10 protein-coding genes are annotated in these 13,307 nt (G+C 74.1%); all 10 read left to right on the top strand.

Annotated elements, in window-relative coordinates; all coding sequences use genetic code 11:
- Nucleotides 1–2 precede the first annotated feature (2 nt).
- Genes nuoF through ACI78R_RS00545 form a run of 10 tightly spaced genes read left to right on the top strand, consistent with a single transcriptional unit; the run spans nucleotide 3 to nucleotide 13,305 of the window.
- Complete coding sequence (gene nuoF, locus ACI78R_RS00590; RefSeq protein WP_073421288.1) at nucleotides 3–1,331, top strand: NADH-quinone oxidoreductase subunit NuoF; 1,329 nt, start codon at nucleotides 3–5, stop codon at nucleotides 1,329–1,331.
- An 11-nt stretch (nucleotides 1,332–1,342) separates the two neighbouring features.
- The gene (locus ACI78R_RS00585; protein WP_457039308.1) at nucleotides 1,343–3,802 is read left to right on the top strand and encodes an NADH-quinone oxidoreductase subunit G; all 2,460 of its coding nucleotides are present in this window, start codon (nucleotides 1,343–1,345) and stop codon (nucleotides 3,800–3,802) included.
- A complete protein-coding gene (gene nuoH, locus ACI78R_RS00580; RefSeq protein ID WP_457039307.1) occupies nucleotides 3,802–5,304 on the top strand; it encodes an NADH-quinone oxidoreductase subunit NuoH in 1,503 nt (500 codons plus the stop codon). Before ACI78R_RS00585 ends, nuoH begins: the two co-directional genes overlap by 1 nt.
- The gene (nuoI, locus tag ACI78R_RS00575; RefSeq protein WP_457039306.1) at nucleotides 5,297–5,935 is read left to right on the top strand and encodes an NADH-quinone oxidoreductase subunit NuoI; all 639 of its coding nucleotides are present in this window, start codon (nucleotides 5,297–5,299) and stop codon (nucleotides 5,933–5,935) included. Before nuoH ends, nuoI begins: the two co-directional genes overlap by 8 nt.
- Nucleotides 5,932–6,744: an NADH-quinone oxidoreductase subunit J gene (locus ACI78R_RS00570; protein ID WP_073421290.1), complete on the top strand. Its 813-nt coding sequence runs from the start codon at nucleotides 5,932–5,934 to the stop codon at nucleotides 6,742–6,744. Before nuoI ends, ACI78R_RS00570 begins: the two co-directional genes overlap by 4 nt.
- Nucleotides 6,741–7,040 (top strand): NADH-quinone oxidoreductase subunit NuoK, encoded by a 300-nt coding sequence (gene nuoK, locus ACI78R_RS00565; protein WP_073421291.1) that lies wholly within the window; start codon nucleotides 6,741–6,743, stop codon nucleotides 7,038–7,040. The genes ACI78R_RS00570 and nuoK overlap by 4 nt, the downstream gene beginning before the upstream one ends.
- A 17-nt stretch (nucleotides 7,041–7,057) precedes the next feature.
- Nucleotides 7,058–8,962 (top strand): NADH-quinone oxidoreductase subunit L, encoded by a 1,905-nt coding sequence (gene nuoL, locus ACI78R_RS00560; RefSeq protein ID WP_457039305.1) that lies wholly within the window; start codon nucleotides 7,058–7,060, stop codon nucleotides 8,960–8,962.
- 37 nt (nucleotides 8,963–8,999) lie between these two features.
- Nucleotides 9,000–10,703, top strand: a complete 1,704-nt coding sequence (locus ACI78R_RS00555) for an NADH-quinone oxidoreductase subunit M (protein WP_457039304.1) — start codon at nucleotides 9,000–9,002, stop codon at nucleotides 10,701–10,703.
- On the top strand, nucleotides 10,703–12,250 hold the full coding sequence (nuoN, locus tag ACI78R_RS00550) for an NADH-quinone oxidoreductase subunit NuoN (protein WP_457039303.1): 1,548 nt from the start codon (nucleotides 10,703–10,705) through the stop codon (nucleotides 12,248–12,250). The genes ACI78R_RS00555 and nuoN overlap by 1 nt, the downstream gene beginning before the upstream one ends.
- Nucleotides 12,250–13,305 (top strand): polyprenyl synthetase family protein, encoded by a 1,056-nt coding sequence (locus ACI78R_RS00545; protein WP_457039302.1) that lies wholly within the window; start codon nucleotides 12,250–12,252, stop codon nucleotides 13,303–13,305. The genes nuoN and ACI78R_RS00545 overlap by 1 nt, the downstream gene beginning before the upstream one ends.
- Nucleotides 13,306–13,307: the final 2 nt, after the last annotated feature.

The raw sequence follows: 13,307 nt of genomic DNA, 5'->3' as shown, positions 1-13,307 counted from the left end.
CCATGCCCCTCACCCCCGTCCTCACCTCGCGCTGGGGCGCCGACCAGCCCTGGCGGCTGTCCACCTACGAGTCCCTCGGCGGCTACTCGGCGCTGCGCACCGCGCTGACCATGCAGCCCGACGAGCTGGTCTCCCTGGTCAAGGACTCCGGCCTGCGCGGCCGCGGCGGCGCGGGCTTCCCCACCGGCATGAAGTGGAGCTTCATCCCGCAGCCCAAGCCCGGGGAGACGCCCACGGGGCCCGCCGCGATGCCCAAGTACCTCGTGGTCAACGCCGACGAGGGGGAGCCGGGCACCTGCAAGGACCTGCCGCTGATGATGACCGACCCGCACTCCCTGGTGGAGGGCGTGATCATCTCGGCGTACGCGATCCGCTGCCGGTTCGCCGTCATCTACGTCCGCGGCGAGGCCGTGCACGCCCACCGGCGGCTGGTGTCCGCCGTCGAGGAGGCCTACGCGGCCGGCTACCTCGGCAGCGACGTCCTCGGCTCGGGCTGGGACCTGGAGCTGGTCGTGCACGCCGGCGCGGGTGCCTACATCTGCGGCGAGGAGACGGCGCTGCTCGACTCGCTCGAGGGCTACCGCGGCCAGCCGAGGCTCAAGCCGCCGTTCCCCGCGGTCGCCGGCCTGTACGGCGCCCCGACGGTGATCAACAACGTGGAGACGCTGGCCACCGTGCCGTTCGTCGTCCGCGGCGGCGCCGAGTGGTTCAAGGAGTTCGGGCCGGAGAAGTCGCCCGGGCCGAAGATCTACTCGCTCTCGGGCCGGGTGAACCGCCCCGGCCAGTACGAGGCCCCGATGGGCACCACCATGCGCGAGCTGCTGGAGATGGCCGGCGGCGTGCGCGCCGGGCACGAGCTCAAGTTCTGGACGCCGGGCGGCTCGTCGACGCCGTACTTCACCGCCGAGCACCTCGACGTCCCGCTCGACTTCGACTCCGTGGCCGCCGCGGGCTCCATGCTCGGCACCACCGCGCTCATGGTGTTCGACGAGACCGACTCGATCGTCGAGGCCACCCTGCGGTTCACCCAGTTCTACGCGCACGAGTCCTGCGGCAAGTGCACCCCGTGCCGCGAGGGGACCTACTGGCTGGTGCAGGTGCTGCAGCGCCTCGTCGACGGCTCCGGCACCGCCGCCGACCTCGACCTGCTGACCGACACCTGCGACAACATCCTCGGCCGCTCGTTCTGCGCCCTCGGTGACGGCGCGACCAGCTGCATCACCAGCTCGCTCAAGTACTTCCGCGACGACTACGTCGCCCTGCTGCCGCCCGAGGAGCAGGCCCGCCTGGGCCGCTCCCTGCGCCTCGAGCCCGTCGGAGTCGCCTCGTGACCGTGATCCCCGTGAGCCCGGAGCCCGCGGCGGCCGTCCCGCCCGGCGTCCCCGGACCGCACACCCCGCCCGACGCCGTCCACTGCACCATCGACGGCTTCGACGTCGCCGTGCCCAAGGGGACGCTCATCATCCGGGCGGCCGAGATGGTCGGCATCCAGATCCCGCGGTTCTGCGACCACCCGCTGCTCGACCCCGTCGGCGCCTGCCGGCAGTGCCTGGTGGAGGTGGAGGGCCAGCGCAAGCCGGTGGCCTCCTGCACCATGCCGGTCACCGACGGCATGGCGGTGAAGACGCAGCTGACCAGCGCGGTCGCCGACAAGGCGCAGCAGGGCACGATGGAGCTGCTGCTGATCAACCACCCGCTGGACTGCCCGGTCTGCGACAAGGGCGGCGAGTGCCCGCTGCAGAACCAGGCGATGAGCAACGGCCGCGGCGAGACCCGGTTCGTCGACGTCAAGCGGACCTATCCCAAGCCGCTGCCGATCAGCACCGAGATCCTGCTCGACCGCGAGCGCTGCGTGCTGTGCGCCCGCTGCACCCGGTTCTCCCAGCAGGTGGCCGGCGACCCGTTCATCGAGCTGTTCGAGCGGGGCGCCCTGGAGCAGGTCGCCGTCGACCAGGACGAGCCGTTCTCCTCCTACTTCTCGGGCAACACCACGCAGATCTGCCCGGTCGGCGCGCTCACCAGCGCGCAGTACCGGTTCCGCTCGCGGCCGTTCGACCTGCGCAGCGAGCCGTCGGTCTGCGAGCACTGCTCGTCGGGCTGCTCGATGCGCACTGACTACCGGCGCGGGAAGGTCATGCGCCGGCTGGCCGGCGAGGACCCGGCGGTCAACGAGGAGTGGACCTGCGACAAGGGCCGCTTCGCGTACCGCTACGCCACCAGCAACGACCGGCTGACCACCCCGCTGGTCCGCCGCGACGGGGTCCTGGAGCCGGCGTCCTGGCCGGAGGCCTGGGCCGCCGCGGCCGAGGGGCTGCGCGCGGCCCGCGCGGCCGGCGGCGTCGGCGTGCTGCCCGGTGGCCGGCTGACGGTCGAGGACGCCTACGCCTACGCGAAGTTCGCCCGCGTGGTGCTGGGCACCCACGACGTCGACGCCCGCGCCCGCGCGCACTCGCCCGAGGAGCAGGCGTTCCTGGCCGCGCACGTGGCGGGCACCGGCCCCGGCCGGGACGCGGTCACCTACGACGACCTCGCGGCCGCACCGGCGGTGCTGCTGGCCGGCTTCGAGCCGGAGGAGGAGTCGCCCATCGTCTTCCTGCGCCTGCGCAAGGCCGTGCGGACGGGGTCGCTCACCGTCTACGACCTCGCGCCGTTCGCCACCCGCGCGGCGCAGAAGCTCCAGGCCACCGTGCTGGTCACCCGACCCGGCGACGAGGCCCGCGCGCTCGGCGCGCTGGCCGAGGGCAGCTGGGGCGGCCCGGCGGTCGAGGCGCTGCGGCTGCCCGGCACGGTGGTCCTGGCCGGCGAGCGCCTGGCCGAGGTGCCCGGCGCGTTCACCGCGCTGGCCGCCCTCGCCCGCGCCACCGGCGCCCGGCTGGCCTGGGTGCCGCGGCGGGCCGGCGAGCGCGGCGCGGTGGAGGCCGGCGCGCTGCCGGGGCTGCTGCCCGGCGGCCGCCCGGTCGCCGACCCGGTGGCCGCGGCCGAGGTCGCCGCGCTGTGGGGCGTCGACCCGGCCGACCTGCCGGCCACGCCGGGCCGCGACACCACCGGGATCCTCACCGCCGCCCGCGACGGCCGGCTCGCCGGCCTGCTCGTCGGCGGCGTCGACCCCGCCGACCTGCCCGACCCGGCGCTGGCCGAGGCCGCGCTGGCCGCCGCGGGCTTCGTCGTCAGCCTCGAGCAGCGGCCCTCCGCCGTCACCCAGCACGCCGACGTCGTCCTGCCGGTGGCCGCGGCGCCCGAGAAGGCCGGCAGCTACCTCGACTGGGAGGGCCGGGTGCGGTCCTTCGACGCCACGCTGCACGGAACCGGGCAGCTGCCCGACGGCCGGGTGCTGCACGGCCTGGCCGACCTCATGGACGCCGACCTGCGGCTGCCCACGCCCGAGGCGGCCCGCGCGGAGCTCGCCGCCCTGGGCGACACCGGCACCCGCGCCGACGGCGCCGGTCTCGACGTCGCCCCCGCCGTGGCGCCCGAGCCCGCCGACGGCGAGGCGCTGCTGGCCTCGTGGCGGCAGCTGCTCGACGTCGGCACCCTGCAGCGCGACGAGCCCGAGCTCGCCGGCACCGCCCGCCCGCCGGTGGCCCGCATCGGCGCGGAGGCGGCCGCCCGGCTCGGCCTGGCCGACGGCGACCCGCTCACCGTCACCGGCGCGACCGGCTCGGTGACGCTGCCGGTGCTGGTCACCGAGATGCCCGACGGCATCGTGTGGCTGCCCATGCGCTCACCCGGCAGCGAGGTCCGCGCCGGCCTCGGCACCGCCCCCGGCGGCCTGGTCCGCCTCGGCACCGGAGGGGCGGCCTGATGCTGCTCGCCGCACCCGACCAGCCGACGCTCGAGGACTTCGGGTCCGACGTCTGGTGGATCGTGCTCATCAAGATCGTCGGCGTCTTCGTCGTGCTCGTGCTGATGACGCTGTTCGCGATCGTCTTCGAGCGCAAGGTCGTCTCGCGGATGCAGCAGCGGGTCGGCCCCAACCGGGTCGGGCCGCGCGGGTCGCTGCAGAGCCTCGCCGACGGGCTGAAGCTCGCCTTCAAGGAAGACATCATGCCGGCGCTCGCCGACAAGCCGGTGTACTTCCTGGCCCCGGTGATCGCCGCCGTCCCGGCGTTCCTGGCCTTCTCGGTCATCCCGCTCGGGCCGACGGTGAGCATCTTCGGCGAGCGCACGCCGCTGCAGCTCACCGACGCCCCCATCGGCGTGCTCGTCGTGCTCGCCTGCTCGGCGATGGGCGTCTACGGCATCGTGCTCGCCGGCTGGGCGTCGGGCTCCACCTACCCGCTGCTCGGCGGCCTGCGCAGCGCCGCGCAGATGGTCAGCTACGAGATCGCGATGGGGCTGTCGATCGTCGCGGTGTTCCTCTACGCCGGCACGATGTCGACGTCGGAGATCGTGGCGGCGCAGGCCGACGGCACGCAGCTGTCCTTCTTCGGCTTCGAGTTCACCGGCCCCGGCTGGTACGCCGTGCTGCTGCCGGTCAGCTTCGTCATCTACGCCATCGCCGTCGTCGGCGAGACCAACCGGGCGCCCTTCGACCTCCCCGAGGCCGAGTCCGAGCTGGTCGGCGGGTTCCACACCGAGTACTCGTCGCTGAAGTTCGCGCTGTTCTTCCTCGCCGAGTACATCAACATGGTCACCGTCTCGGCCCTGGCCGCGACGCTGTTCCTCGGCGGCTGGCGGGCCCCGTGGCCGCTGTCGATCTGGGACGGCGCCAACTCCGGCTGGTGGCCGATGCTGTGGTTCTTCCTCAAGGTCTGCCTGGCGCTGTTCGTCTTCATCTGGCTGCGCGGCACGCTGCCCCGGCTCCGCTACGACCAGTTCATGCGGTTCGGGTGGAAGGTGCTCGTCCCGACGGCGCTGGTGTGGATCCTCGCCGTCGCCACGATGCGCACCGTCTCCCGCGAGGCCGACCTGTCCACCGGCGAGGTGGCCGTCTTCGTCGGCGTGCCGATCGCCCTGGTGGTGCTGCTCGGCCTGTCGATCGCCAGCCGGGCCAGCAACCGCGACACCCGGCTCATGGCCGAGGAGGCCGCGGCCGGCGGGGTGCACGCCGTCGACCCCGAGCCCGACGTGCTGCCGCCGGCCGGGCCGCGCACCCGCCCGGCGCAGCGCACCGGGCCCGCCCGCGCCGAGGGCGGGTTCCCGGTCCCGCCGATGGACCTCACCGTCCCGCCGTCGCCCCGGCTGCGGCGCGCCGCGCCCGTGGGCGCCCGCCGGTCCGAGGGCGGGGTCGTCGGCACCGGCCGCCGAGCCGGCGGCACCGCGGGCGCCACCGCCACCAGCCCACAGGAGGACAGCGATGACTGAGCCCACCCCCGCGGGGGCCGGCGCGGCCGGGCGCCCCGGCGGCGAGGTCGAGCGGGCCGGCCGCGACGGCGGCGCGGCGCCCGCCCGGCGCAGCCTGCTGCCCGCGCCCGGGCAGGGCTTCGGCGTCACCTTCGCCCAGATGTTCAAGAAGGTGACCACCGAGCAGTACCCCGAGGTCCCGAAGGTGACCAAGCCGCGCTACCACGGCCGGCACGTGCTCAACCGGCACCCCGACGGCCTGGAGAAGTGCGTCGGCTGCGAGCTGTGCGCCTGGGCGTGCCCGGCCGACGCCATCTACGTCGAGGGCGGCGACAACACCGAGGACGCCCGCTACTCGCCGGGGGAGCGGTACGGCGCCGTCTACCAGATCAACTACCTGCGCTGCATCTTCTGCGGGCTGTGCATCGAGGCCTGCCCCACCCGCTCGCTGACGATGAGCAACGACTTCGAGCTCGCCGACGACGACCGGCAGAGCCTCATCTACACCAAGGAGCAGCTCATGGCGCCGCTCCTGCCCGGCATGGAGGCCCCGCCGCACGCGATGCGCCTCGGCGACGACGAGAAGGCGTACTACGTGCGCGAGCCCGAGGCCGGGTCCGCCGCCGAGCCGGTCACGGCGGAGCGGGCATGAGCGTGCTCGCCGCGGCGGCGGACACCACCACGCAGCTGGGCACCGGCGAGGCCGTCGTCTTCTGGATCCTGGGGCCGGTCGCGCTGGCCGGGGCGCTGGGGATGGTGTTCAGCCGCAACGCCGTCCACTCGGCGCTGTGGCTGGTCAACACGATGCTGGCGCTCGGCGTCTTCTACGTCGTCCAGCAGGCGCCGTTCCTCGGCGCGGTGCAGATCATCGTCTACACCGGCGCGATCATGATCCTGTTCCTCTTCGTGCTCATGCTGGTCGGGCGCGACTCCTCCGACTCGGTGGTCGAGACGCTGCGCGGGCAGCGGGTCGCCGCCACCGTGCTCGGCGTCGGCTTCGCCGGGCTGGTCGGCGCGGGCATCGCGCGGGCCACCGAGGACATCCCCGCCGGCGGCCTGGCCGACGCCGGCGGCGTGGGCAACATCGAGGCGATCGCCGAGCTGCTGTTCACCCGCTACCTGCTCGCCTTCGAGGTGACCAGCGCGCTGCTGATCACCGCCGCGGTCGGCGCGATGGTGCTCGCCCACATCGAGCGGGAGCCCGGCACCCGGCAGACGCAGAAGGAGCTCTCGCGGGCCCGCTTCCTCGGCGACCGGCCGCAGACGCTGCCCGGCCCCGGCGTGTTCGCGCGGGCGAACTCCGTCGCCGTCGGCGCGCTGCTGCCCGACGGCCGCACGGCCGAGGACAGCCTGGCCACCGGCATCGAGGCGCAGGAGGCCGACCAGATGCCCCGCCCCACCGGCCGGGCCCAGCTCGGCAGCCCCGACGCCGCCCTCGGCAGCCCGGAGACCGAACGATGACCCTCACGCACTACCTGGTGCTGGCGGCGATCCTGTTCACCATCGGCGCGGTCGGCGTCCTGGTGCGCCGCAACGCGATCGTCGTGTTCATGTGCGTCGAGCTGATGCTCAACTCGGTCAACCTGACGCTGGTCACCTTCGCGCGGGCCACCGGCACCGTCGACGGCCAGATCATGGCGTTCTTCGTCATGGTCGTCGCCGCGGCGGAGGTCGTCGTCGGGCTCGCGATCATCATGTCGATCTACCGGACGCGCCGGTCGGCGTCGGTCGACGACGCCAACCTGCTGAAGTACTGACGGGAGCCGGCGCACCCATGGACACCGTCGCGGCCTCGGGGCTGCTGTCGTCCTCCTGGCTGGTCATCGCGCTGCCGCTGCTCGGCGCCGCGGTGCTGCTGCTCGGCGGGCGGCGCACCGACCGCTGGGGCCACCTGCTGGGGACGGCGACCGTCGTCGCCGCGTTCGTCCTCGCGCTGCTGTGCACGGTGCAGCTGGCCGGGCTCGACGAGCGCGTCGTCGACGTCGACCTGTTCACCTTCGTCTCGGCCGGGTCGCTCGACGTCGAGGCCGGCCTGCTGGTCGACCCGCTGTCGGCGACCTTCATGCTGCTGATCACGGGCGTGGGCGCGCTCATCCACGTCTACTCGATCGGCTACATGGCGCACGACCCGCGCCGCCGCCGGTTCTTCGCCTACCTGAACCTGTTCGTCGCGGCGATGCTGCTGCTCGTCCTCGGCGACAACTACGTGGCGCTCTACGTCGGCTGGGAGGGCGTGGGCCTCGCGTCCTACCTGCTCATCGCCTTCTGGCACGACCGCCCGGCCGCGGCCACCGCCGCCAAGAAGGCGTTCGTGATGAACCGGGTCGGCGACGTCGGCCTGGCGATCGCGATCTTCGTGATGTTCGCCCAGCTCGGGACGGTCTCCTACGAGGGCGTCTTCGGCGGGGTGGGCGCCCTGGCCGGCGGCACGCTGACGGCGCTCGGCCTGCTCCTGCTGCTCGGCGCGTGCGGCAAGTCCGGCCAGGTCCCGCTGCAGGCGTGGCTGCCCGACGCCATGGAGGGCCCGACGCCGGTGTCGGCGCTCATCCACGCCGCCACCATGGTCACCGCCGGCGTCTACCTCATCGCCCGGTCCGCGCCGATCTACGACCTCACGCCCACCGCCCGGGCCGTCGTCCTCGCCGTCGGCGCGGTCACGCTGCTCTACGGCGCGATCGTCGGCTGCGCGTACGACGACATCAAGAAGGTGCTCGCGTACTCCACGGTCAGCCAGATCGGCTACATGTTCCTGGCCGTCGGGCTCGGCCCCGTCGGCTACGCGGCGGCCATCGCGCACCTGCTCACCCACGGCTTCTTCAAGGCCGGGCTGTTCCTCGGCGCCGGGTCGGTCATGCACGCGATGGGCGACCAGGTGGACATGCGCCGCTTCGGCGGGCTGGCGCGCAAGCTGCCGGTCACCTTCGTGACGTTCGGCCTGGGCTACCTGGCGCTGATCGGCTTCCCGTTCCTGTCCGGCTACTGGACCAAGGACGCGATCATCGAGGCGGCGCTGGACCGCGGCGACTGGGCGGGCTGGCTGCTCGGCGGGGTCGCCGTCCTCGGGGCCGGGCTGACCGCGTTCTACATGACCCGGCTGATGATCATGACGTTCCTCGGCCGGCCGCGGTGGACCGAGGGGCAGCACCCGCACGAGTCGCCGTCCGTGATGACCGCGCCGATGGTGCTGCTGGCGATCGGGTCGGTGGCCGCGGGCTTCCTGCTCGTCGTCGCCGCGCCGCTCGGCGACTGGCTCGAGCCGGTGTTCGGCGTCCCCGAGGAGGCCGAGCACGTCGTCGCGCCGGCCGTCGTCGGGGTGGTGGTCACCGCGGTGATGGCGGTGGGCGTGCTCGCGGCCTGGCTGTTCGTCGGCCGCCGCGAGGTGCCCGAGGTGGCGCCGGTCCGCGTCTCGCCGGTCACCCGCGCGGCCCGGCGGTCGCTGTACGCCGACGCGGTGAACGAGGCGGTGTTCATGCGCCCGGGACAGTGGCTGACCCGCGCGCTGGTGTGGGTGGACAACCGCGGGGTCGACGGCGCGGTGAACGGCCTGGCCGCCACGCTCGGCGGGTCGTCGTCGCGGCTGGGCCGGGCGCAGACCGGCTTCGTGCGCTCCTACGCGCTCGGGATGCTCGGCGGCGCGGTGGTCGTGGCCGGGGCGCTGCTGGCGGTGACGGCGGGATGAGCGGGCGCAGGTCCACGGCCCTGGAGGGGGAGACGGCGTGAGCGACTCGCTGCTGCTCGTGGCGATGGTGGTGGTGCCCGCGGTGGGCGCCGCCGTCGTCGCCGGGCTGCCGAAGCACCGGACGGCGACCGCCCGGCAGCTCGCGCTGGGCGTCAGCCTGGTGGTGCTGGTCCTGGCGGTGCTCGCCACCGTCGCGTTCGACCCCGGCGGCGACCGGTTCCAGCTCACCACCTCGGTGCCCTGGATCCCCGGCTTCGGCGTCGACTTCGCCCTCGGAGTCGACGGCATCGCGCTGGTGATGCTGCTGCTGGTCGGCGTCCTCGTGCCGGTCGTCGTGCTCGCCTCGTGGGAGGACACCGCGCCGCCCAACCGGTCGATGCGCACCTTCTTCGCCTGGCTGCTGCTGCTCGAGGCGTGCATGGTCGGCGTCTTCGCCGCCACCGACGTCTTCCTCTTCTACGTCTTCTTCGAGGCGATGCTCGTCCCGATGTACTTCATCGTGGGCAGCTTCGGCGGCCCACGCCGGCAGTACGCGGCGGTGAAGTTCTTCCTCTACAGCCTGGTCGGCGGGCTGGTCATGCTCGCCGCGGTCATCGGCCTGTACGTGGTCAGCGAGGCGGCGGGGGAGGGCACCTTCGCCTTCGAGTCGCTGCGCCAGCTCGACATCGACCCCGGCGTGCAGCGGCTGCTGTTCCTCGGCTTCTTCGTCGCCTTCGCGATCAAGGCGCCGCTGGTGCCGCTGCACACCTGGCTCCCCGACGCCGGTGCCGAGGCCCCGGTCGGCGGCGCGGTGCTGCTGGTCGGCGTGCTCGACAAGGTCGGCACCTTCGGCTTCCTGCGCTACTGCCTGCCGCTGTTCCCGGAGGCGTCGCGGGAGTTCGCCCCGCTGGTGCTCGTGCTCGCCGTCGCCGGCGTCCTCTACGCGGCGCTGCTCGCGATGGGGCAGACGGACATGAAGCGGCTGGTCAGCTACACCTCGATCGCCCACTTCGGGTTCATCGCGCTCGGTGTCTTCGCCTTCACCACCGAGGCCGGCACCGGCGCGGTGCTCTACATGGTCAACCACGGCATCGCGACGGGCCTGCTGTTCCTCGTGGTCGGGATGCTCATCGCCCGCGGCGGCTCGCGGCTGGTCGGCGACTACGGCGGCGTCGCCTCGCGGGCGCCGAAGCTGGCCGGCGTCTTCCTGGTCGCCGGTCTCGCCTCGCTGGCCCTGCCGGGCACCAACAGCTTCGTCAGCGAGTTCCTGGTGCTCATCGGCTCGTTCCCGACCCGGCCGGTGTTCACCGTGCTGGCCACCGTCGGCATCATCCTGGCCGCGCTGTACGTGCTGCTGCTCTACCAACGGACGATGCACGGCCCGCCGCGCGGCGTGCTGTTCCCGGCCGGTGACGCCGCCGACGACGCCGCGGACGGCGCCGCGGGCGGAGCCGCCCCGCACGGCGCGACGGCGCCCCCGGCCGGTGCCGGGCACGGCGCGACGGCGGCCCCGGCCGGTGGCGGCCACGGCGCCCACGGCGCGACGGCGACCCTGACCGCGCCCGCCCCGGCCCGGTCCGGCGGGGCCTCGCGGATGTACGACCTCACCCGCCGCGAGACCCTCGTCGTCGCCCCGCTGGTGGCGCTGGTCCTCGTCCTCGGCGTCTACCCGCAGCCGCTGATCCGGCTGATCGAGCCCGCCGTCGCCGCGACGATGAGCGACGTCGGCGCCGGGTCCGCACCGTCCGAGGGGACCGACTGATGCCGATCGAGGCACCCGACCTGTCCTTCGCCGCGCTGGCGCCGCTGCTGTTCGTCCTGGGCGCGGCCTGCGTCGGCGTGCTGGTGGAGGCGTTCGGCCCGCGCGAGAGCCGCCATCCCGTGCAGGTCGGCGTCGCGCTGGTCGGCATGCTCGGCGGGCTGGTCACCACGCTGCTGCTGGCCGGCACCCGGGAGGTGACCGCCGGCGGCGCGCTCGCCGTCGATGGCGCCGGGCTGTTCCTGCAGGCGACCATCGCCGGGCTGGGCGCGCTGTCGGTGCTGCTGTTCGCCGAGCGCAACCTCGACCCCGCGCGGTCGGCGTTCGTCGTGTCGGCGGCGGTGCCGGCGGGCAGCGCCCGCGACCGGGAGCTGCTGACCGTCCAGCGGGTGCAGACCGAGGTCTACCCGCTGGCCACCTTCGCCGTCGGCGGCATGATGCTGTTCGTCACGGCGAACGACCTGCTGGTCATGTTCGTCGCGCTCGAGGTGCTCAGCCTCCCGCTGTACCTGATCAGCGGCCTGGCCCGCCGGCGGCGGCTGCTGTCGCAGGAGGCGGCGGTCAAGTACTTCCTGCTCGGCGCCTTCGCGTCGGCGTTCTTCCTCTACGGCCTGGCGCTGGTCTACGGCGCCACCGGCAGCGTGCGGCTGTCGGCCGTCCGCGACGCCGTGGGCGCGGGGCAGAGTGACACCCTGCTGGTCCTCGGGCTGGCGCTGCTGGTCGTGGGCCTGCTGTTCAAGGCCAGCGTGGCGCCCTTCCACACCTGGACGCCGGACGTCTACCAGGGCGCTCCCACCCCGGTCACCGCCTTCATGGCCGCCTGCACCAAGGTCGCGGCCTTCGGGGCGATCCTGCGCCTGCTCTACGTCGCCTTCGGCACCGAGGAGTGGACGTGGCGGCCGCTGGTCTACGGCGTCGCGATCGTGTCGATGGTGGTGGGCGCGGTGCTCGGCCTCACCCAGACCGACCTCAAGCGGATGCTCGCCTACTCGTCGGTGGCGCACGCCGGGTTCCTGCTCGTCGGCGTCGTGGGCTTCCCGGCCGCCGGCGACCCGGCCGGCTCCGGGCTGCCGGCGGTGCTGTTCTACCTGCTGGCCTACGGGACGACGACGCTCGGCGCGTTCGCCGTCCTCACCCTGATCCGCAGCGGCGACGGCGAGGCCACCCACCTGTCGCAGTGGGCGGGGCTGGCGCAGCGCTCGCCGCTCACCGCCGCCGTCATGAGCCTCTTCCTGCTGGCGCTGGCCGGGATCCCGCTGACCAGCGGCTTCACCGGCAAGTTCGCGGTGTTCCGGGCGGCGATCGAGGACGGCGCCTGGCCGCTGGCCCTGGTGGCGCTGCTCGCGAGCGCGATCGCGGCGTTCTTCTACCTGCGGGTCATCGTGCTCATGTACTTCTCCGAGCCGGCGGCCGACGGCCCGACGGTCGGCGTGCCCGGCATGCCCACGACGATCGTGCTCGCGGTGACCGCCGCGGCCACGCTGGTCCTGGGCGTCGTCCCCGGGGCGGTGCTCGGACTGGCCGATCGGGCGGCTATCTTCGTCGGTTGATGACCGGACCCCGTGCCGCCGTCGACGGGATCGCCCCGGCCGAGGTCTGGCACCGCATCGCGACCCCCGCCTCCACGATGGGCCCCTGGCTCCCGTCGGGGGCCCTCGGCGAGTCCCTCGCCGAGGGCCTGTCCCGCGTGGAGGCCACCCTGGCCACCGCGGTCGCCAGCGAGCACCCCTTCGTCTCCGAGGCCGCCGGGCACCTGATGGCCGCCGGCGGCAAGCGGTTCCGGCCGATGCTGGCGCTGCTCGCCGCGCACCTCGGCGACGCGCGGGCGCCCGAGGTGGTGCAGGCCGCCGTCGTCTGCGAGCTCACCCACCTCGCGACGCTGTACCACGACGACGTCATGGACGAGGCCGACGTGCGCCGCGGGGCGCAGAGCGCCAACAGCCGCTGGACCAACAGCGTGGCCATCCTCACCGGCGACCTGCTCTTCGCCCGCGCGTCGGACATCCTCGCCGACCTCGGCCCCGAGGCGGTGCGGATCCAGGCGCGCACCTTCGAGCGGCTGGTCACCGGTCAGATCCGGGAGACCGTCGGCGCCAGGCCCGGCGAGGACCGGGTGGCGCACTACCTCGAGGTGCTGGCCGACAAGACCGGCTCGCTCGTGGCCACCTCCGCGCGCTTCGGTGCGAGCTTCGCCGGCGTCGAGCCCGGGCTGGTCGAGGCGCTGACCCGCTTCGGCGAGGAGGTCGGCGTGGCCTTCCAGCTCTCCGACGACCTGCTCGACATCGTCACCGACGGCACCTCGGGCAAGTCGCCGGGCACCGACCTGCGCGAGGGCATCGCCACGCTGCCGGCGCTCATCGCGCTGGCCGGGAACGACCCGGCCGACGCGCGGCTGCGCGAGCTGGTCTCCCGCCCGCTGTCCGACGACGGCGAGCACGCCGAGGGGCTGGCGCTGCTGCGCTCGTCCGCGGCCCTGGAGCGGGCCGGCGGGGTGTTGCGCGAGTACGCCGACCGGGCGCAGGCGTCGCTGGCGGGCGTGCCGGCCGGCGAGGTCCGCGACGCGCTCGCGGCCATGTGCGACTACGTGGTCACCCGCACCAGCTGAGC

The sequence above is a fragment of the Geodermatophilus sp. SYSU D01106 genome, assembly GCF_054049995.1.
This window is presented reverse-complemented; position numbering and strand designations above follow the sequence as displayed.

Bases quoted from the DNA above. Each gene is read 5' to 3' on its own strand.
- nuoH (WP_457039307.1), top strand. From the start codon at position 3,802: ATGCTGCTCGCCGCACCCGACCAGCCGACGCTCGAGGACTTCGGGTCC.
- nuoN (WP_457039303.1), top strand. From the start codon at position 10,703: ATGCCGATCGAGGCACCCGACCTGTCCTTCGCCGCGCTGGCGCCGCTG.
- nuoF (WP_073421288.1), top strand. From the start codon at position 3: ATGCCCCTCACCCCCGTCCTCACCTCGCGCTGGGGCGCCGACCAGCCC.
- nuoL (WP_457039305.1), top strand. From the start codon at position 7,058: ATGGACACCGTCGCGGCCTCGGGGCTGCTGTCGTCCTCCTGGCTGGTC.
- ACI78R_RS00570 (WP_073421290.1), top strand. From the start codon at position 5,932: ATGAGCGTGCTCGCCGCGGCGGCGGACACCACCACGCAGCTGGGCACC.
- nuoK (WP_073421291.1), top strand. From the start codon at position 6,741: ATGACCCTCACGCACTACCTGGTGCTGGCGGCGATCCTGTTCACCATC.
- nuoI (WP_457039306.1), top strand. From the start codon at position 5,297: ATGACTGAGCCCACCCCCGCGGGGGCCGGCGCGGCCGGGCGCCCCGGC.
- ACI78R_RS00545 (WP_457039302.1), top strand. From the start codon at position 12,250: ATGACCGGACCCCGTGCCGCCGTCGACGGGATCGCCCCGGCCGAGGTC.